Annotated in this window: 13 protein-coding genes and 1 tRNA gene; 5 read left to right on the top strand and 9 right to left on the bottom strand. The window is 68.0% G+C overall.

Translation table 11 applies throughout. From position 1 onward, the window contains the following. Positions 1-13: 13 nt before the first annotated feature. Positions 14-1,396: an FAD-binding oxidoreductase gene (locus ACZYZ3_RS15820; RefSeq protein WP_463964767.1), complete on the top strand. Its 1,383-nt coding sequence runs from the start codon at positions 14-16 to the stop codon at positions 1,394-1,396. Positions 1,397-1,600: 204 nt separating this feature from the next. Here the strand turns inward: ACZYZ3_RS15820 and ACZYZ3_RS15815 are convergent, their stop codons facing one another. The 7 genes from ACZYZ3_RS15815 to ACZYZ3_RS15785 all read right to left on the bottom strand — a co-directional run bounded on the left by ACZYZ3_RS15815 (position 1,601) and on the right by ACZYZ3_RS15785 (position 8,297). Next, positions 1,601-2,446 carry an aldo/keto reductase gene (locus tag ACZYZ3_RS15815; protein ID WP_463964766.1) on the bottom strand — a complete coding sequence of 282 codons (846 nt, stop codon included), beginning with the start codon at positions 2,444-2,446 and terminating at the stop codon, positions 1,601-1,603. Between the two features lie 108 nt (positions 2,447-2,554). Further along, on the bottom strand, positions 2,555-3,010 hold the full coding sequence (locus ACZYZ3_RS15810; RefSeq protein ID WP_463964765.1) for a hypothetical protein: 456 nt from the start codon (positions 3,008-3,010) through the stop codon (positions 2,555-2,557). Between the two features lie 7 nt (positions 3,011-3,017). After that, a complete protein-coding gene (locus ACZYZ3_RS15805; RefSeq protein ID WP_463964764.1) occupies positions 3,018-3,719 on the bottom strand; it encodes a bacterial proteasome activator family protein in 702 nt (233 codons plus the stop codon). A 221-nt stretch (positions 3,720-3,940) separates the two neighbouring features. Next, entirely contained in the window at positions 3,941-4,132 is a 192-nt protein-coding gene (locus ACZYZ3_RS15800; protein WP_463964763.1) for a YbdD/YjiX family protein, read from the bottom strand. 13 nt (positions 4,133-4,145) lie between these two features. Then, positions 4,146-6,446: a carbon starvation CstA family protein gene (locus ACZYZ3_RS15795; RefSeq protein WP_463964762.1), complete on the bottom strand. Its 2,301-nt coding sequence runs from the start codon at positions 6,444-6,446 to the stop codon at positions 4,146-4,148. Between the two features lie 200 nt (positions 6,447-6,646). Next, the gene (locus ACZYZ3_RS15790; RefSeq protein WP_463964761.1) at positions 6,647-7,183 is read right to left on the bottom strand and encodes a PadR family transcriptional regulator; all 537 of its coding nucleotides are present in this window, start codon (positions 7,181-7,183) and stop codon (positions 6,647-6,649) included. A gap of 130 nt (positions 7,184-7,313) precedes the next feature. Then, positions 7,314-8,297: an NAD(P)H-quinone oxidoreductase gene (locus ACZYZ3_RS15785; RefSeq protein ID WP_463964760.1), complete on the bottom strand. Its 984-nt coding sequence runs from the start codon at positions 8,295-8,297 to the stop codon at positions 7,314-7,316. Between the two features lie 166 nt (positions 8,298-8,463). Between ACZYZ3_RS15785 and ACZYZ3_RS15780 the strand changes: the two genes are divergently transcribed. Continuing rightward, positions 8,464-8,551: transfer RNA gene (locus ACZYZ3_RS15780), tRNA-Ser, on the top strand. Positions 8,552-8,939: 388 nt separating this feature from the next. Here the strand turns inward: ACZYZ3_RS15780 and ACZYZ3_RS15775 are convergent. Further along, positions 8,940-9,887: an endonuclease domain-containing protein gene (locus tag ACZYZ3_RS15775; RefSeq protein WP_463964759.1), complete on the bottom strand. Its 948-nt coding sequence runs from the start codon at positions 9,885-9,887 to the stop codon at positions 8,940-8,942. A 437-nt stretch (positions 9,888-10,324) separates the two neighbouring features. Here ACZYZ3_RS15775 and ACZYZ3_RS15770 point away from each other — a divergent pair, with 437 nt between their 5' ends. Both ACZYZ3_RS15770 and ACZYZ3_RS15765 read left to right on the top strand, forming a co-directional pair. Further along, entirely contained in the window at positions 10,325-11,134 is an 810-nt protein-coding gene (locus ACZYZ3_RS15770; RefSeq protein ID WP_463964758.1) for a VOC family protein, read from the top strand. Between the two features lie 400 nt (positions 11,135-11,534). Beyond that, positions 11,535-16,094, top strand: a complete 4,560-nt coding sequence (locus ACZYZ3_RS15765; protein WP_463964757.1) for an ExeM/NucH family extracellular endonuclease — start codon at positions 11,535-11,537, stop codon at positions 16,092-16,094. A gap of 169 nt (positions 16,095-16,263) precedes the next feature. On the opposite strand, the gene ACZYZ3_RS15760 is transcribed toward ACZYZ3_RS15765, so the two are convergent. Continuing rightward, positions 16,264-18,243 carry an FAD/NAD(P)-binding protein gene (locus ACZYZ3_RS15760; RefSeq protein WP_463964756.1) on the bottom strand — a complete coding sequence of 660 codons (1,980 nt, stop codon included), beginning with the start codon at positions 18,241-18,243 and terminating at the stop codon, positions 16,264-16,266. A gap of 119 nt (positions 18,244-18,362) precedes the next feature. Here ACZYZ3_RS15760 and ACZYZ3_RS15755 point away from each other — a divergent pair, with 119 nt between their 5' ends. After that, complete coding sequence (locus ACZYZ3_RS15755; protein WP_463964755.1) at positions 18,363-20,666, top strand: prolyl oligopeptidase family serine peptidase; 2,304 nt, start codon at positions 18,363-18,365, stop codon at positions 20,664-20,666. Positions 20,667-20,815 lie beyond the last annotated feature (149 nt).

The raw sequence follows: 20,815 nt of genomic DNA, 5'->3' as shown, positions 1-20,815 counted from the left end.
TTACCATGGAGCCATGTTGGGCACCCGCACGGTGAGGGCCTTTGCGGACGGCTTCGGCGGCGAGGTGATCAGGCCGGGCGAACCGAAGTACGACGCTGCCCGTGCGGTCTGGAACGGTCTGGTCGACCGCAGACCGGGCCTCGTTGTCCTGCCGAACGGAACGGCCGACATCGTGGCGGCCCTCCGGTTCGCCCGCGCACACGAACTCGTCGTCGCTGTGCGCGGCGGCGGCCACAGCATCCCCGGATTCTCTACGTGCGACGACGGTATAGTCATCGACCTCTCCCGACTGCGGGGCGCGACGATCGATCCCGAACGCCGCACGGCGGTCTGCGGCGGCGGCGCGCTGCTGTCAGAGCTGGAGGACGCGGCACAGGCGGTCGGTCTCGTATGCCCTGTCGGTGTGGTCTCCCACACCGGCATCGGCGGTCTCACGCTTGGCGGCGGGATGGGCCGCCTGCAGCGGAAGTTCGGGCTGACGATTGACAACCTCCGTGCGGTGGACCTCGTGACGGCCGACGGCGGGATCGTCCACGCCTCGTCGGACGAGAACCCCGAGCTCTTCTGGGGTGTCCGTGGAGCCGGCGCAAACTTTGGCGTCGCGACGTCGTTCGAATACGCCCTCCACCCGCTTGAGCATCCCATCACGCACGGGACCGTCGTCCACCCGATCGAGCGCGCCGGCGAGCTCGCGCAGCTCTTCACTGAGATCGCCGAGACGGGACCGGACGAGCTGTGGCTCGGCTTCTACATCCGTCTGGCGCTCCCGGCGGAGGACTACTTCCCGGCAGGCATCGGGGGCCGGCCGATAGCCGCTGTCTCCGTTTTGCACTGTGGGCAGCCCCGCGAGGCCGAGCGGGATCTCGCACGGTTGCGTGAGTTCGGACCGCCGGTTGCCGGCTCGATCGAGCCGAAACCCCACCTGGCAGCACAGCGCCTCGCAGACGTGTCCTCGGCGTGGGGCCACCGCTTCTACATGAAGAGCGCCTTCCTCCGCAGCCTGCCCGCGGAGCTCGTCGATGCGGCAGTCCAGCACGCCCACGGAATTCCTGAGGGAGCCGGGGGCGAGTTCGGTGTCTGGTCTTGGGGCCGGGCGATCGCAGAAGTGCCGGAGGACGCGACCGCGTTCACGGGCCGCACGGCGGCCTACTGGATGGGCGCCGAGATCCAGTGGGACGATCCGGCGCTCGACGGGCCGTGCCGCGAGTGGGCCCGGGCGGGAATGGCCGACGTCGGGCCGTTCGCCACCAGGGGCCGTTACGTCAACGACGTCGCCGAATCGCGCGGGGACTCTCGGACGATCTACGGCGACGGGAAGTACGAGCGGCTGGTCGGGCTCAAGCGCGCTTGGGACCCGGACAACGTTTTCCGGATGAATCAGAACATCCGACCTTAGCGAGAACTGGGATGGACGGCCGGTCCGTCATCGACTCCGTGCCGCTGCATTGGGGCCAAAAGGCTGCTTACGCCCGCCCTGAAACGACCTCCGGACACGAGCAGGGCCCTCACCTGGCGGGTGAGGGCCCTGCTGTGGCTCTGGGGCCGGTCGCCTCAGCCGCCAGCCGGCCTAACCGCTGGCCTGCTTGGCTAAGCGGGTGGTTTAGGCGAAGTCGGAGACTGCCGGGTCGGCGCCGATGCGGCCAGCACCCTCGGCCGAGTTATCCATGCCGTTGATGGCCTGCACATCGGTCTCGTCCAGGCTGACGTCCAGCGCGGCGTAGTTCTCGCGGATGCGGGACTCGGTCACGGACTTCGGGATAACAACGTTGCCGATGGCCAGGTGCCAGGCGATGACAACCTGCGCCGGGGTGGCGTCATGCTTGGCCGCGATCTGGCCGATCACCGCGCTCTCCAGCAGCTCACCGCCCTGGCCCAGCGGGGACCAGGCCTGGGTGAGGATACCCTTGGAAGCGTTGAATTCGCGCAACTCGGCCTGGTTGAAGAAGGGGTGCAGTTCGATCTGGTTGATGGCCGGCACAACGCCGGTCTCGTCGATAAGTCGCTGCAGGCCTTCCTTGGTGAAGTTGGAGACGCCTATGGTCTTGACGCGGCCCTGCTTCTGCAGCTCGATGAGAGCCTTCCAGGTGTCCACGTACTTGTCCTGCTTGGGCTGCATCCAGTGGATCAGGTACATGTCCAGGGTCTCCAGGCCGAGACGGCCCATGGACTCCTCGAAGGCCTTCAGCGTGGACTCGTAGCCCTGGTCCGCGTTCCACAGCTTGGTGGTGATAAAGATTTCCTCGGGCTTGAGGCCTGAGCGCTCAATCGCCCGGCCCACGCCTGCTTCATTGCCGTAGATCTTGGCGGTGTCGATGTGGCGGAAGCCGGCCTCGAAGGCCTGGACAACCACCTTCTCGGCGACATCGTCTTCAACCTGCCACACTCCGTAGCCAAGCTGGGGAATGGTGTTGCCGTCATTGAAAGTCAGTACCGGTGAAAAAGTCATATAACTATCTTGCCAACGTCCTGGGCATACCGCCAGCTTAAAGAGCACAGCTAAGCTAGGCGCTTAACCGGGAATTTCCGGGTCCGTGCCAGGGGCTGTCCGGAACCCTCAGTCGGCGGCGGCCGCCTCCGCGAGCCTGCGTTCGGCGTCGTTGACCTGGTCGAGCACCGATTCGGCGCGGCGCCGAACCGACACCGCACCGGCCGGGACGGGACCGACGGCGAGCCGGAGCATCGCGGCCGCTTCGGCCGTGGTCGCCAGGGAGTTGCCGGCCGTGGACAGTGCGCGGTGGACTCCGGCCAGGCTCCCGGGAATGTCCAGTCCCTCACTGGGGGAACGCCGCTGGGCCGCCACGCAGATCTGCCGGACCCGACCGGAGAGCGCCGTGAGCTCGTTGGCTATCTCCAGGAGTTCGTCGTAGAGGGCATCGTCCTCCACCCCGGCGAGGACCTGGTGGTAGCGGTCGAGGCCGCGGTTGAACCGGTCATGGGCGCGGCGCCAGAGGCCCTTGCCGAGTTCGGCGTCGTCTTTCCGCCCCTGCCGGGCGGCGCTGAAGAATCCCAAGGATGCCTTACAGGTACTGGCCGGGACCGCGGTCCCGGTCGGTAGGGAGGGCAGGCCGCGGGTGATCCGCGTCGGGCCTGGGTGCCGCGGCGCGTTGGGGTTCGCCGTTCTCGCCGATGACGACTCCGGGTGCAATCACCGTTCCGGGCGGCAACTGGCGTAGCTGTGCCTGCGCCACGGCGTGTTCCCGGGCCGCATGCTGGGCCGCAAGGGCGGTCTGGATGCCGTGGAAGAGGCCTTCCAGCCAGCCGACCAGCTGGGCCTGGGCGATCCGCAGTTCCGCGTCCGAGGGGGTTCCGTCCGCCGGGAAGGGGAGGGTGATGCGTTCCAGCTCCTCGACCAGTTCCGGCGCGAGGCCGTCTTCCAGTTCCTTAATGGAGCGTTCATGGATTTCTGCCAGCCGGACGCGCGCCGCGTCGTCGAGGGGGGCGGACCTCACCTCGTCCAGGAGCTGCTTCATCATGGTGCCGATCCGCATGACCTTCGCGGGTTCGTCGACGAGGTCCTGGAGCTGGCTGGTCCTGGGTCGTCCTGCGGCGGGCGTCCCGGGCTGGACGGGTTTTCCCTGGCCCCGCAGTCCCCCGGGCTGTCCGGGCTCCAGCGGCTGGTCCCGGGCAACTGTTCCGTCGTCGCCGGCCGGCCCGGGGTCCAGGGTGGCGCCCTCAAAGGGGGTCCCGCCGCCGGGCTGAGTGTCGTGCGGATCGCTCATGGTTTCATACTCTCACGANCCGCCGGGCTGAGTGTCGTGCGGATCGCTCATGGTTTCATACTCTCACGAGCCCGGGCCGCGGAGCGGGCAGCCGCCGGGCCCCGACGCGGACCCAATGAAAAGCGCAATAACGGGTGCAACAAACAGCAAAGGGCGCCGCCGGGCACTAGTGTGCCCGGCGGCGCCCTTTTGCAGCGGCGGCGCCGCTCAGCCGAAGCCGGTCAGCAGCACCGGCCCTGCGGGTTGGCGTCCTGACGGTCCGTCTGGTCGCGCCAGAACTCCCGCTCGGTCATCGGCTGGGTGCCGTGGCCTGCTTCGGCGTGGTGCGCGAGGTACTTCGTGTACGCATCCGCACCCATGACACCGCCCAGGTACCGGGCGAATCCCCGGAAGCCTGCAACTACAGCGTTCATCTGTGCCTCCGCATTAGTGGTGGGCGGACGTCTCGGCCCGTTTGTCCGCCGGCAGCTGGTTCCACTGGGCCATGAGCGCCCGCTCGGATGCCGTGGGGACCGGGCCGGCCGGGGCGAAGACACGCGACGGCAGCGCCGGATCCTCGTTGCTGGTGGTGGCCAGGCCGGCCTTGGCGTTGCGGAACGCCTTGGACGTGGCGATCAGGGCCGTCGTGATGACGATGATGCTGAGCACCACGAAGATGACCGAGAGCCAGCCCTGGATCGCGGTGTTGCGGACCACGGCCTCCATCGCCGGAACGGTCTTGGCCGTGCCGAAGGAGGTCTTGCCCTCCTCGAGTGCCTTGGAGAACGCCGCGTTGTTCGCGAAGTAGCCGACGGCCGGAGTGGAGGAGAAGATCTTCTGATAGCTGGCCGTGATGGTCACGACGGCTGCGAAGGCCAGCGGGAGCGCCACGATCCAAATGAACTTGAAGGAGCCCTTTTTCGCCGCGATCGCAAGGCAGACGGACAGTGCGATGGCGGCCAGCAGCTGGTTGGCGATGCCGAACAGCGGGAACAGCGTATTGATGCCGCCCAGCGGGTCGGTGACGCCCATCAGCAGCACGGCGCCCCAGGCGCCGACCATAACGGCGGTGGCGAGCCAGGCGCCGGGACGCCAGGAGTGCTCCTTGAACTTGGGGATGAAGTTGCCGATCGAGTCCTGCAGCATGAACCGGGCAACGCGCGTGCCGGCGTCGACAGCGGTGAGGATGAACAGCGCCTCGAACATGATGGCGAAGTGGTACCAGAAGCTCATCATGGCGGTGCCACCGATGAACTGCTGCATGATGTGGGCCAGGCCCACGGCCAGGGTCGGGGCGCCGCCGGTGCGGGAGACGATGCTGGTCTCGCCGACGTTGGCGGCCGTTTCGGCGAGCATGTTCGGGCTGATGTTGACGCCGGAGAGTCCGAGGCTGTTGACCCAGGCGGCCGCGGTTTCCACGGTGCCGCCGGTGAGGGCAGCCGGGGAGTTCATTGCGAAGTACAGCCCGCGATCAATGGAGATCGCCGCTACGAGGGCCATGACGGCCACGAAGGACTCCATCAGCATGCCGCCGTACCCGATGTAGCGGGTCTGGCGTTCCTTTTCGATCAGCTTCGGCGTGGTGCCGGAGGCGATCAGGGCGTGGAATCCCGAGAGCGCACCGCAGGCGATGGTGACGAACAGGAACGGGAACAGCGCGCCCGGGAAGACGGGGCCGTTGTCCCGGCTGGCGAATTCACTGAAGGCCGGGACGGTGATTTCCGGGCGGACCACGATGACGGCCAGGGCCAGCATCACGATGACGCCGATCTTCATGAAGGTGGAGAGGTAGTCACGCGGTGCGAGGAGCAGCCAGACCGGCAGGATGGCGGCGATGAAGCCGTAGATGATGAGGGCCCAGGCGAGGGTGACCTTGTCCAGCGTGAAGAGGGCCTCGCCCCATTCGGTAGCGGCGACGACGCCGCCGCCGATGATGGCGGCCATGAGCAGCACGAAACCGATCAGCGAGACTTCCATGATCTTGCCGGGGCGGATGAACCGCAGGTAGACGCCCATGAAGAGGGCGATCGGGATGGTCAGGCCGACGGAGAAGACCCCCCACGGGCTCTCGGCCAGGGCGTTGACGACGACGAGGGCCAGGATGGCGACAATGATGACCATGATCAGCAGGGTGGCGATCAGCGCGGCGGTGCCGCCGATGACGCCGAGTTCCTCGCGGGCCATCTGGCCCAGGGAACGCCCGCCGCGGCGCATGGAGAAGAACATCACGACGTAGTCCTGGACTGCTCCGGCGAACACGACGCCGATGATGATCCAGATGGTGCCGGGGAGGTAGCCCATCTGGGCAGCGAGGATCGGGCCCACCAGGGGCCCGGCGCCGGCGATGGCGGCGAAGTGGTGGCCGAACAGGACGTTGCGGTCCGTGCGGACGTAGTCCTTACCGTCGGCCTTATACTCCGCAGGGGTGGCCCGGCGGTCGTTTGGCTTGAGCAGGAAGCGCTCGATGACCTTGGAGTAGAAGCGGTAACCGATGAGGTACGTAGACACTGCGGCGAACACGAACCAGATGGCGTTGACCGTTTCACCGCGGACAATCGCGAGCATGAACCATGCCACGGCGCCCAGCAGGGAGATTGCCACCCAGATTGCGATCTTGGTCGGCGTCCATTTGCGTTCTTCGCCCTCGCGCACGGACTCGTCCACGGCTGTGGGCGGCAGTGCCGGATCCGGCGTTATGCCGTCGTCGACCAGTAAGTTTTTTGACGTGCCATCTGGCATTGTGCCCATGTCTCCTCCTTGAGAAACCCCGACCGGGCAAATCCACCTGACAGATATGCCCCAAGGCACCCTACCAACGACCGCGATCCGTGGATACGGCTTTGCGCCAGACGGTCCCGGCGACGCGGCGAACGGTCGGGCCAACGCGCCGATCGGCGGGGCTGTCACGGCCGCATGTTACCCGCAGGGACCCGGGTACGGGCGGGATATCAGACGGACGGGCCGGCCAGCTGCATGAGCCGGGCCTCGCAGAGGTCAAGCCAACGCACCTCGGCCTCGGTCTGGAAGATGAGCGAATCCAGCACCAGCAGCCGGGCGGTGTCCGTGGACCGGTGCTGGGATGCCGTATCGCGGCGGGCCTTGGTGTACTCCTGCAGGGCCCGGATGGACACGGCGCGCTGGGCATGGATGGCAGCGCCAACGTCGACGCCGGGCAGCGTCAATCCGAGGGCAAGCTTGATGGCCAGTTCGTTCCGGGGAGGGCTGGTCCGCGGAACCGGCGAGGTGAACCAGGTGCGGACTTCGGCGCGTCCCTCGGGGGTGATGGTGTAGACGACGTGGCCCTCGCCGTCGGTGCCCTCCTTGCGGACAAGGCCGTCGCGCTCCAGGCGGTCAAGGGTGGTGTAGACCTGCCCGATATTGAGGGGCCAGGTGGATCCGGTGCGGTCCTCGAATTCGATCCGCAGCTGGTAGCCATAGCGTGGCCGGTCCTGCAGGAGGGCCAGGAGGCTGTGACGGATGGACATGATGCTCCCGGAGGGTAGCGGGACGACAGCATACACGCGCCCCAAGACGCGTGTATACCGCGCATGGAATTACATTACAGTCATTCGTAACACCGAAGCAATTCGGGATATGCCCCAACGGGAATACCTCTTACAGAACCAGCAGGATCTTTCCGACATGGTCACCGGAGTCAAAATACCGGTGCGCGGCAACAACCTGCTCCAGCGGGAAGGTCTTTGCCACCAGCGGCCGGATGCGGCCATCGGTCAGCAGCGGCCAGACCGCGTCGCGGACCGCGTCCATGATCACGGCCTTCTCCTCCACGGGCCGCGGGCGCAACGCCGTGGCGATGATCGCGGCACGCTTGCTCAGCAGCTTGCCCAGATCCAGTTCACCCTTGGCCCCGCCCTGCAGCCCGATCACCACCAGCCGCCCATAGTCCGCGAGCGCATCCACGTTTTGTGTGAGGTACTTGGCCCCGACTACGTCGAGGATGACGTCCGCTCCCTTGCCCCCATTCTGCGCACGCAGGCTATCCGGGAAGTCCTCCTCGGCATAGTTGATGGCGATGTCGGCGCCGAGGAAGGCCTTGGCGGTGCCGACCTTCTCCGCCGTCCCTGCCGTGGTGGCCACGACGGCGCCAAACGCCTTCGCGAGCTGGATGGCCATCGTCCCGATGCCGCCGGTTGCTCCGTGGATGAGGACGGTCTCGCCCGGCTGCAGCTGCGCCGTCATGATCAGGTTGGAATAGACCGTCGCCGCCACCTCCGGCAAGGATGCGGCGGTGACGACGTCGATGCCGTCAGGGACCCTCAGGACTTGCCCGGCCGGAACGGCGACCTGCTGGGCATAGCCGCCGCCGGCCAGCAGGGCGACGACCTTGTCCCCCACGGAAAACGGCTTGGTGACGCCGGGCCCGAAGCCGGCGATCCGGCCGGAGACTTCCAGGCCGGGAATGTCAGAGGCCCCGGGCGGGGGTGGGTAGTGGCCCTTGCGCTGCTGGACGTCGGCGCGGTTGAGCCCCGCGGCGACCACGTCGATCAGCACCTCGCCGGTGCCGGGCACCGGGGACGGGACCTCGCGGACCACCAGTGCCTCGGGTCCGCCCGGCTCTGAAATGTAGACGGCCTTCATGGAGAACTCCCGATTCCTAACTAAACTTGCTGCAGCTCCCTGCAGGGATGCACCTGCGGCACATCTGCAGCGCCTTCTCCCAGAGTAGGCGGAGGAGTTACCCGTGTCCGCGAGCGCAAACGCGTTTTTTGTTGCTGCCGACTGCCTATGAAACACTACTCGTTAGGGAAGGTTGTCCGAGCGGCCGATGGAGCTGGTCTTGAAAACCAGTGTGCGGTAACCCCGTACCAAGAGTTCGAATCTCTTACCTTCCGCGAATAATGCCCCTGGTTCCGCTTTTACGGTGGAGCCGGGGGTATTTTTGCGTGGCGGGCCACGGGCAGATCAGGGCGGATGCGGGACGCGGACGGGGGCACCTGGCCGGGCCGCGGGCAGATCAGGGCGGATGCGGGACGCTAACGGGGCACCTGGCCGGGCCACGGGCAGATCAGGGCGGATGCGGGACGCGGACGGGGGCACCTGGCTGGGCCGCGGGCAGATCAGGGCGGGTGCGGGACGCGGACGGGGGCACCTGGCTGGGCCGCGGGCAGATCAGGGCGGGTGCGGGACGCTAATGCGCCCCGATCTGCCCGCGCGGCGCGACCGCGCCGGCGAGGCCGAGCCGAGGATCCGGAGCGATGGGTAATCATCCGCTGGGCATGACTATCCGGGCCATCCCTGACCCCGGAGTGCCTGCCGCACCCGCGTCAGCACCCAGGCATCGCCATTCCGGACGTCGAGTTTGTTGATTACCAGCTGCCGCCAGCCCGCACCGACGGTGCGTTCGTTACGCAGCGCATCGGCGAGCTGCTGCGCAGGCGTAAGGTGATGGCCGCCGTCGTACTCCACCGCGAGGTGGAATTCAGGACAGGCCAGGTCGATCCACAGCGGAGTGCCCTGTTCATCCAGCAGTACGTAGTTCGGCTCGAACGCCGGCAGCCCGGAGCGGCCAAAGAGCAGGCGGAGCCTGGTTTCCGGGGGTGAGTCGACGCCTACGCGGACCAGCCCAAGCGATTTCCTCAGCAGGCGAAGACCCGCCACCGGGCGGCGGCTCCCGGCATAGCGCTGAAGTTCCTCCAACGTCATGCGCGCGGTCCGCGGGTGCAGGTAGCGCACATGCTCGCAGACGATGTCGTCCGCGATGACAACGAGGTCCTCGAGCGTCAGCGCACCCGTCCCCGCGAGGTCCAGCAGGGTCCGGGAAATGGAGGTGACCGGGACGCCGTGCAGGATGACAATATCGGCGGGCTCCAGCATGGCGCGGTGGCCGACGACGCCCTTCCGGCGGGGAGCGGCGGACCCCGCCCTGGTCAGGTGCAGCAGGCCAGACCTTGTTGTGGAACGCCCTTCCGCCAGGCTGCCCGGGAGCTTGAAGGCGTGGACGGCGGCCGCGGAGTAGTAGCTGACAGTGTCGGGCGTCCCCAGCTCCGTGTACGGCCGCACCCTTTCCAGCAACGACTGTTGCGGTCCGACCGGAACACGGATGCCGCGGCTCGGCACATGGATGTCCTTCGCCTTCGCCCGCCACGGGGAAATGCCGCACAGCCGGCCCTCGCTGATAGTGAAGGACCGTGCCGCCAGTTCCTCCGGCAGCGGTTTCGCTGTTGCCATGGGCCCATTAGGCCACAACGCGGCGCGGGCCGCGTCGGGTTATCCACAGCCCCGCGCGGGGCTGTGGAATCGGTCGGATGGCATCGGCGCGCCGGAGGTGGCCGTGGGTGCGGACAGGTGCTGGCAGCCGGACGAGCTGGTGGGGACGGGTGCGAGTCGCCGCTCGTGGGCAGATCAAGGCGGACGAGCTGGTGGGGACGGGTGCGAGTCGCCGCTCGTGGGCAGATCAAGGCGGACGCGGGGAGCGAATGCGCCCTGATCTGCCCGCTAGGCACCGACGGGGCACTGACGGACACCGATCACGGGCCCGGGCCAGGAACCGGGAACCATTGAAACCGTCGCTGCCCGGGAATAGTCTCTCTGTGTCTTCACCACCCGGTTGAATCCGTCGGCGTGCCAGCACGCGCCGGGGCCGCAGAGCAGAGAAGGAGCCCACTATGCCTACACCGGACCACACCAACGGCGCGCCATGCTGGATCGACCTGATGACCTCGGACACCGGAAAGGCCAAGGTCTTCTATGGGGAGCTCTTTGGCTGGACCTTCGAGACGGGCGACCAGGAGAAGTACGGCGGGTACATCATGGCGGCGAAGGACGGCAAGCCCGTTGCCGGCATGATGCAAAAGGACGAGGCCATGGCGGGCATGCCGGACACCTGGAGCACGTACCTGCGCTCGGATGACGCGGCGGCCACCGTCCAGGCTGCGGCCCGGCACGGCGGACAGGTCTATCTGGAGCCCATGGACATTCCTGACCAAGGCCGCATGGCGATGATCGCCGATGCCACCGGGGCATCCATCGGTGTGTGGCAGCCGGGCGGAATGAAGGGTTACGGGCTCGCGGCCGAACCGGGCACCCCCGCCTGGCATGAACTGCACACCAAGGACTACGGCACCGCGGTGAAGTTCTACCAGGACGTGTTCGGCTGGGACACGGACGTCATGAGTGACACCCCTGATTTCCGGTACACCACCCTGGGCGCCGGAGATGCCGCCAAGGCCGGGATCATGGATGCCGCGGGTTACCTCCCTGCCGAGGTCCCATCCAACTGGCAGGTCTACTTCGCGGTTGCGGACGCGGACGCCGCCCTCAAACGGGCCGTCGCCATGGGCGCCCGCGTGATCGACGGGCCAGAGGACAGCCCGTTCGGACGACTGGCCACGCTGGCTGACCCCACCGGCGCCATGTTCAAAATCATTGCGGACACCGCACCGTCAGGTGCTGGCACCAGGCCGCAGGGCACCTGAGCACCCGGGCGAGCCTCAGAAACAACTGAGGAAAATCTTCGGGAAATCCTTCCGTAAAACTGCCCCCGGCAATACCGGCCAGCCGCCTCAAAGGCGATTACTGGCCGGTATTCTTCTTGCCATGCCCGCCGCCTCCGCGCCAGGCGGGCTCAAACTGACGCAGGTCAGAAGCTTCACCAAATCCGTCGCTGGGGCGCACCGTGGGAGGCCCGTGGCGGCTGTGACTCGTTCCACTGGGGGACGTCTCGCCGAATGCACGTGCAAGACACACCGCGTTCATTCACCCCTGTTTTGATGTGCCGGGACCTGCTTGACCAGGAGCAGGGACCGGCGGTCCGCGGCATCATGCGGGCACCTTCCACCCAGCCCTTACCCGGGCACCTAATGAGAGTTAGAGCGGATGAAACACATACCTTGGAAGACAGCGCTGGGCACAGCGCTGTCGGCGGGGCTCATCGCAGCCCCGCTGGCGGCCGTGCCCGCGTTCGCCGTGGAGGCCACCCCGGCCGCGGCTGGCAGCTCGCCAGTGATCATCAACGAGGCGTACCTCAGCGGCGGCAGCGCCGGAGCCGCCTTCAAGAACAAGTTCGTCGAGCTGTACAACACCTCCGACGCCCCGGTCCCGCTGGACGGCTGGTCCCTCCAGTACCGCAACGCGACGGGTACCGGCGTTCCGAGCAGTGTCGTTCCCCTCACGGGCACCATCGCGGCCAAGGGCCACTATCTGCTCAAGGGCGGGAGCAACGGCACTGTCGGGCTGGACCTGCCCGCCGCCGACGTCTCGGCCGGCGGCTTCAACCCTGCCATCGCAGGCGGAACAATCGTGCTGGCCAAGCAGGCAACGGCGGTAACAGATCTCGCCACCGGCTCCGTCGTCGAACCGGCCAATGTGGCCGACCTCCTCGGCTACGGCAGTTCACTGACCTTCGAGACCGGGGCGGCCAAGACGCCCTCCGGCACCGGTGACGTCAAGAGCGTCAACCGCAGCAACGGCGTGGACAGCAACAACAACTCCGCCGATTTCAGCCTCAACGCCACGATCACCCCCAAGGCCCCGAACGGTGCAGCCACCCCGGTCGATCCTCCTGTCGATCCCGGCCCCGTCACCCCCCCGGCAGCCAGGACCATCGCCGAAATCCAGGGCGACGGCGCCGCGAGCCCGTTCGTCGGAACCTCGGTCATCACCCGCGGAAAGGTCACCGCGGCCTTCCCCACCGGCGGCTTCGCCGGCTACTACATCCAGACCCCCGGCACCGGCGGGGACCTCACCCCGGCCAACCACTCGGCGTCGGACGCCATCTTCGTCTTTTCGGCCGCCACGGCCGGTTCCGTGCAGATCGGCGACTACGTCGAGGTGACCGGCGCGGTCAGCGAATACTTCGGCATGACCCAGGTGACGGTTCCGGCGGCGGCCGGCCTGTTGAAGCTCACCGAGGCGGCCCCCGAGCCCAAGGCCACCGGATTTGCCCTCCCGGCCGAGGAGGCCTTCCGCGAGGCGCTCGAAGGCATGCTGCTGACCCCGCAGGGACCCGTTACGGTCACTGACAATTACTCGCTGAACCAGTACGGCGAAATCGGCCTGGCCGGTGGCACCACCCCGCTGCAGCAGCCCACCGCCGTCGCGCCCTACGGCTCCGCCGAATACACCGCCACCGTCGCCGCCAATGCCGCCCGCGGCATCAAGCTCGACGACGGCGCCACCACCAACTTTCTCAAGGACGCCGGCACCAAGGCCCTGGAACTCCCGTACCTGACCACGGCTGACCCCGTCCGTGTGGGCGCGCCGGTGAGCTTCAAGACCAATGTGGTGCTCAACTACGCCAACGGCTCCTGGAAGTTCCAGCCGCTGACCCACCTGACCCCCGCCAACGCGGAGGCCGTCCAGCCCGCCAGCTTCGGAGCCACCACCCGCACGGAGGCCCCGGCGGCCGTGGGAGGCAACCTCAAGATCGCCTCGTTCAACGTGCTCAATTACTTCCCCACCACGGGTGACCAGCTCACCGGATGCACCTACTACACGGACCGCGCCGGCAACCCGATCACCGTCCGCGGCGGCTGCGACGCCCGCGGCGCGGCCAACGCTGAGAACCTCCAGCGCCAGCAGGACAAGATCGTCGCCGCCATCACCAAGTCCGGCGCCGACGTCGTGTCCCTCATGGAAATCGAGAACTCAGCGAAGTTCGGCAAGAACCGTGACGACGCCCTGGCCAAGCTGGTCGATGCCCTGAACATCGCCACTCCGGGGATCTGGGACTACGTCCGCACCCCCGCCAACGCCCCCCCGCTGGCCGACGAGGACATGATCCGCACCGCCTTCATCTTCAAGAAGTCCGCTGCGGAGCCGGTGGGCGAGTCCATCATCCACAACGACACCGCCGCTTTCGCGAATGCCCGCAAGCCGCTGGCGCAGGTCTTCAAGCCGGTCGGCGCGGCCGATGACAAGAAGTTCATCGCGATCGCCAACCACTTCAAGTCCAAGGGCTCAGCCGCGACTCCGGAGGACACCGACAAGGGCCAGGGCGCCTCCAACCTCGCCCGCACCGCTCAGGCCCGGTCCCTCCTCGCGTTCTCCACCGAGCTGCAGACCGTCCAAGGCACCGACAAGGTCTTCCTGATCGGCGATTTCAACGCCTACGCCAAGGAAGACCCGATCAACGTCTTCACGGCCGCGGGATACGTCAACCAGGACGAAAAGGCCCGGAACGCCGACGGTTCCGCCAAGCACTCCTACCTCTTCGGCGGCCTGGTGGGCTCCCTGGACCACATCCTCGCCTCACCGGCCGCCAACGCCGTCGTCACCGGCGCCGACATCTGGAACATCAACTCCGTGGAGTCCGTAGCCCTGGAGTACAGCCGCTACAACAACAACGTGACCGACTACTACGCTCCGGACCAGTTCCGGGCAAGCGACCACGATCCGGTGGTGGTGGGGCTCGACTTGCCTTCCACGCCCGCCAGCGTTGAGCTGAACTTCCTGGGCATCAACGATTTCCACGGCCGGATCGATTCGAACACCGTGTTCTTTGCGGGCACCCTCGAGAAGCTGCGGGCCGCGGCCGCCCCCGGCACCACGGCATTCCTCTCCGCCGGCGACAACATCGGCGCCTCGCTGTTCGCCTCGTCCGTTGCCAAGGACCAGCCGACCATCGACGTGCTGAACGCCCTTGAGCTGCGGACCTCGGCCGTGGGCAACCACGAATTCGACGGCGGCTGGGCCGACCTTCGTGACCGCGTCATCGCCGGCGGCAGCAACGCCAGGTTCCCCTACCTGGGTGCCAACGTGTACAAGAAGGGCACCACCGAGCCGGTCCTGCCGGAGTACACCGTGCTCGACATGAACGGCGTCAAGGTCGCCGTGATCGGCACGGTCACGCAGGAAACGCCGTCGCTGGTCACCCCTGCCGGGATCGCCGACCTGGAGTTCGGCGACGCCGTTGACGCCATCAACCGCGTCGCTGCGAAGATCAAGGCCGAGAACCTGGCCGACGTGATCATTGTTGAGAACCACGACGGCGCCGGTTCCGGCGCGCCCGAAGGCTCCACCCTGGCGCAGGAAGTCGCCGCCGGCGGCCCCTTCGCCAGAATGGTCACCGAGGTCACCCCCGATGTTGCCGCGATCTTCAACGGCCACACCCACAAGCAGTACGCGTGGGACGCCCCGGTCCCCGGCGGTGAGGGCAAGACCCGCCCGATCGTCCAGACCGGCAACTACGGCGAGTTCATCGGCCAGATCCAGCTCACCATCGACACGAAAACCAAGGCGGTCACCGGCTACAAGGCCGGCAACGTCAAGCGCACCACCTCAGCTGACCAGCCGGCAGCCGACCTCGTGGCCGCCTACCCGCGGGTTGCCGCCGTCAAGACCATCGTTGACAAGGCCCTGGCCGACGCGGCAGTGGTCGGGAACCAGCCGGTCGGCAAGGTGAGCGCGGATATCACCACCGCGTTCACGCCCGCCACCGGCACCACTCCGGCAGCACGCGATGACCGTGGCAGCGAGTCCACCCTGGGCAATCTGGTCGCGGATTCCCTGGTTGATTCGCTCAAGGCCCCGGAACTGGGCGGCGCCGAGATCGGCGTCGCCAACCCGGGCGGGCTGCGCAACGAGCTGTACTACGCGCCGGACGGGACCATCACGTACGCCGAGGCCAACGCGGTTTTGCCGTTCGTGAACAACCTGTGGACCACCTCACTGACCGGCGAGCAGTTCAAGACGCTGCTGGAACAGCAGTGGCAGACCAACCCGGACGGCACGGTTCCCAGCCGCGCCTACCAGCAGCTCGGCCTGTCCAAGAACGTCAACTACACCTACGACGCCGCCCGCGCCGCCGGTGACCGGATCACCTCGATCCGGGTCAACGGCGCGCGGATCGACCCGGCGCAGTCCTACCGGATCGGAACGTTCAGCTTCCTGGCTACGGGCGGTGACAACTTCCGCATCTTCAAATCCGGCGCCAACACCAAGGACTCCGGACTCGTGGACCGCGACGCGTGGATCAAGTACCTGCAGGCACAAAGCCCGGTTTCGCCGGACTTCGCCCGGCGTTCCGTTGCCGTGGTGAATACCACGGCCGCCGAGGTCAAGAGCGGGCAGGCCATCACTCTGGCCGTCTCCAAGCTGGATCTCACCTCGCTGGGCAGCCCGGTGAACACCTCGCTGCGCGCCGAGTTCACGGATGCGGCCGGCACCGTCACGGCCCTGGGCACGGTGCCGGTGTCCGCCGGTGCCGCCACGGTTCAGGTTGCGGTTCCCGCCGGCGCCGCGGCCGGCACGGGCACCCTGGTGCTCACCGCCGTCGAGTCCGGAACCGTGGTGAAGACGGCCGTCCTGGTCGGAGCCAGCGTTCCCGCCCCGCCGACGTGCACCGCCCCGGTCAAGCCGCAGAAGTGGTACGACTTCAAGGGCTGGATCAGGTACACGTTTGCCTGGCTCGAGTACCAGAAGTGCCTCAGGGGCTAGCTTCGTAGCCCTGCACCAGTGAGCATGCCCTCCCCCGGGCTGCGGCACTGGACATATAGCCCATATGTCCAGTGCTCAGCCTGGACGGAGGGCATGCCCATTTTTCGCGACGTTTCGCGGACGCGGACGGAGGGCATGCCCATTATTCGGGCGTGCGGGCGGCACTGGGTCAGCGTCCGAGGATGGCCCGGGCAATTTCATCGGCGTCCCGCAGGGTGCGCTGGCCGCTGCGGTACAACGGTCCGCTCTTCTGCCGGGCCTCGGCCGCGATGGCGGTACCCCACTGCACGGCGGACAGCTGCAGTCCCAGGACATACAGGCCCTCAGTCACCGAGCCATTTGCGCCCAGCGGCCGGTAGGGATGCGGCGCCACGTCCAGCCCGGACGTCGGCACCGGCGCCCCTTCCACCGTCATCATGAGCCGCGGGCGGACCAGGCCTTCGGCGAGCAGCTGCTCCAGCAGGGGTGACTCGTTGACCGGGACCTTGTTGGCCGGCGCCAGCGCCTCGACCATGGCCACGGCCCGCACGATTTCCCCCTGACCGCCGTCCGCGCTGTTCCCCACCCAGGGCGAGACCGCCGTGAAGGTCCCGGCCTTGCGGTCAACGCCGAACTTCGGGTCCGGGCCGACGAACCGGACCACGCCGGCCCTGACCAGGGCGGCAAGCTGTTCGGACCGCAGCGCCGGCGGACCGCTGGCCAGGCCTTCCACAAAGGATTCGAACCAGCCGCGCAGGCCTGCGACCCACGATTCATCGGTGATCCCCCCGTCCGCGACGGCGGTCTTCAGCACGGCCCGGCCGTGGTGCAGGGCGCCGATGGTCATCTTCACCGGGTCGTCCTCGCCGAGGGCGGAACGCCGGGCGTCGTCGAGCAGATACTCGACGACAGCGTTGTCGAGTTCCGCGCGGGAGGCGAACGACCTCCCGGCCAGCGGTGCCGCGAGTCCCAGCAGGTTGAGCCGGTGCGCGGGCCGGACGTGGATTTCCAGCACGTCGTCGACCAGGTCGTTCCATTTCGCGGCGGAGTGCGCGCGTGGATGCAGGGCCTCCTCCAGCGCCTTCAGGAACTCCCTCGGCTCCGTCAGGATGGCGCCGGGCTGCGAGCGCGCCAGCGTCGAGTAATAGGCCCAGAGAGCGTCGCGGTGCAGGAGCGGCCAGAGGTCATGGTCGAAGGCAGGCCGGATTCCCGCCTCCGCGAATTTCGCCACCGCGCTTTCGGTGCAGTACCTCAGTGTCACCGCCCCGGGGTAGTAGCCGGCAAGGGTCGCCTTGGCCCGGTACGGGGTGCCGCGCCGGGAGGCCGCGATGATGCGCGGTTCGCGGCCGGAGGGAAGGTAGCTGAGTCCGCCGTTCTCACCGGGCAGGAACTGTCCGCCGCGGCCTTCGGTCAGCTGGCCCATCGCGTCGAAGAAATTCAGGCCCATCCCGCGCACCAGCACCGGTTTGACCGCCGGCACCAGCGCCCAGTCGACGTCGGCCGGAGCCGCCGGAGGCAGGTACAGCAGCCCGAACGCCTTCGCCGCCGCCTGGAGTTCGCGCTGTTCGGGGTTGAGCCGCGATTCCAGGTGGCCGAGAGCCAGGACCACGGAATCGACGGTGAGGACCGCGCCGTCGGCCAGTCCGACGTCGAACCGCACTCGCCCGTCGTCCCCCGGCCCGGGCGCGGCAGCGTGGCGGACGGAGGTCGCCGTCGTGTTGTGGAAGTCCACCGTGGCGCCGGCCGGGAGTCGGGACAGCAGCTCTTCCAGGGTGGAGCGCAGGTAGCGCCCGTACAGGGCCCGGCTGGGGAAGTCCGCGGACCCCAGCCCGGAGAGTTCGGCGCGGTCCTCGGCGGTGAGGGAGGGGTGGGGCTGGTGCTCCTGCAGTTCCCGCCAGCGGTCGAACGTGTGGCCGGCGAGCGGCCGCGCGAGCTCGGGGTCCTCGGGAATGACGGTGGGATAGAACGCCTGCGTGTTCATCAGGAACAGCCGGGACTGGCCGGGCTGCCAGACGTGTCCGGGCCCCGCGGGATAGGGGTCGATGACATCAACGTGCAAGACGGCGTCCGGTCCGGCGGGCACCCAGTTGGCCAGCAGCCGCTCCAGCGCGCTCGTGCCCCGGGGGCCGGCGCCAATCACTGCCGTCCGGATGCTCTGCGATATGCCCACGGCATCCAGCGTATCCGCTACCGGCACACGGCCCCGACCGGCCTGATGTCCCCGGAACAGGTTCCGCGGGGCTTCGGCTTGACTTGCCACTGGCGCGCCGATGTTGCTTGGATGGAAAAATGACCACCGCCGAAGCTGCTCCCCCGCCCGAGTCCGACCGTCCCGCCGCGACCGCCCCTGCGGACACCGCCGAGGGCACCGCGCCCGAACCCGTTGACGAGAACATCTGGCTTGAGGAAATCTACGGCGAGGAACAGCTGGCCTGGGTCCGGGAGCAGAACGCCCGGACCGAGGAGCTGCTGGAGGACGCGGAGTACACCGCGCTGGAAGGCAGCATCCTGGAGGTGCTGGACTCCACCGACCGGATCGCCTTGGTCGGCAAGCACGGCGACTGGTACTACAACTTCTGGAAGGACCGGGACAACCCGAAGGGGCTGTGGCGCCGGACCGGCTGGGACAGCTACCGCGGCGGGGATCCGGAGTGGGACGTCCTGCTGGATGTGGACGCGCTCGCCGCGGCGGAGGGCGAGGAATGGGTCTTCCACGGCGCCAACTTCCTGCGCCCGGCCGCGGGTGAACCGCACCGGCTGGCGCTGCTGGCGCTCTCCCCCGACGGCGGCGACGCGAACCGCTACCGCGAGTTCGACGTCGAGTCCCGCCGCTTCGTGGATCCGGCCGCCGGCGGCTTCGACCTGCCGACAGCGAAGGGCAACGCCTCCTGGCTCGACGCCGACACCCTGCTGGTCTCCTCCACCGCCGAAGGGCTGCCCGCCACCACGTCCTCCTACGCCCGGACCGGCGTCAGGCTGCGCCGCGGCGGAACCCTGGCCACGGCGGAACGGCTGTTCGAAATCCCCGCGGACCACATGATGGCCCTCGTGGCGCACGACTCCACCCCGGGGTTCGAGCGGACCTTTGCCGTGGACTGGATCAGTTTCTTCGAGAAGACCACCTCGGTGCTGCGCGACGGCCGGTGGGTGCAGCTCGACGCGCCCGTGGACGTCAACGTCAGCTCGCACCGCGACTGGCTGCTGTTCCGGCCCCAAAAGGACTGGACCGTCGGCGCAACGACCCACCCGGCAGGATCCCTGCTCGCCGCTCGCTTCGAGGAGTTCCTGGCCGGCAGCCGGGAACTGTCGGTGCTGTTCGCCCCGGATGCGCACACCTCCCTGCAGTCCTGGAGCTGGACGCGGGACTTCCTGCTGCTGAACCTGCTCCGGGACGTCTCCTCGGAGATCCGGGTCCTCGATCCGCGGGTTCCCGGGACGGACACCGCCTGGGCCTCCACCGTGCTGGATGCCTGCCCGCCGCTGCACGACGTCAACGCCTACGCCGTCGACGACGAGGACACCGCCGTTGGCACGGACGAGGACACGGACGATGACGGTACCGACGCCGCAGCCCCGGTAACCGACGAGGAGGCCCCCGGTGCCGGGAACGACTTCTGGCTCGTGGCCACCGGATTCACCACGCCCAGCACCCTCACCCGCGGCACCCTGACGCGCACCGCCCGGGGCGGTGTGGACAGCAGGCACGAAGTGATCCGGACCTCGCCGTCGTTCTTCAACGAAGACGCCTACGAGGTCCAGCAGCACTTTGCCGTGTCCAGGGACGGCACCCGCGTGCCGTATTTCCAGGTGGCATCCAGGGACCTTGTGCTGGACGGCCAGAACCCGACACAGCTCTCCGGCTACGGCGGCTTCGAGGTCTCCCGGACCCCCGCCTACAGCGGCGCGGTCGGCCGTGCCTGGCTGGAACGCCGCACCCAGGAAACCGCCGGGCACGTGGGGGATGCCCCGCACACCCGCGGCGGCGTCTACGTCGTGGCGAACATCCGCGGCGGCGGCGAGTACGGACCCTCGTGGCACCGCGCGGCGCTGCAGGAGAAGCGGCACCGGGCCTACGAGGATTTCGCCGCTGTGGCCGCTGACCTGATCTCCCGCGGTGTGACCTCCCGCGAGCGGCTTGGCTGCGTCGGCGGTTCCAACGGAGGCCTGCTGGTGGGGAACATGCTCACCAGCTACCCGGAGCTCTTCGGGGCGGTCTCCTGCGGGGTCCCGCTGCTGGACATGCGCCGCTACTCCAAGCTGTCCGCCGGGCACTCCTGGATTGCCGAATACGGCGATCCGGACGTTCCCGAACAGTGGGACTTCATCAAGACGTTCTCCCCGTACCACCTGCTCAGGGACGGGATGGACTACCCGGAGACGTTCATCTGGACGGCCACCTCGGATGACCGCGTGGGCCCGGTCCAGGCGCGGAAGATGGCCGCCCGCATGCAGGCGATGGGCATCCCCAATGTCTGGTTCCACGAGGCACTGGAAGGCGGCCATGCGGGCGCTTCGGACAACCGGCAGTCCGCCGCGCTGCAGAGCCGCAGCCAGCACTTCCTCTGGCGGGCCCTGGCAGGCCCGGGCGCCTGAGCCGTCCCCCTCCCCCTCCCCCGAAGAGCAACGCGGGGTCACTTCCGGCCCATGCGGCGCCGGCAAAGTCAAGCAGTCGGAGCAACGCCGGGGGTTTAGGCTGCGTGCAGCAGCTGGTTCAGCCGGTTGGCTGGGGTCTCGAGGTTGAG

The organism is Pseudarthrobacter linnaei (assembly GCF_055412825.1).
The sequence above is the reverse complement of the archived record's forward strand: the minus strand, read 5'-3'. Positions and strand labels throughout refer to the sequence as shown.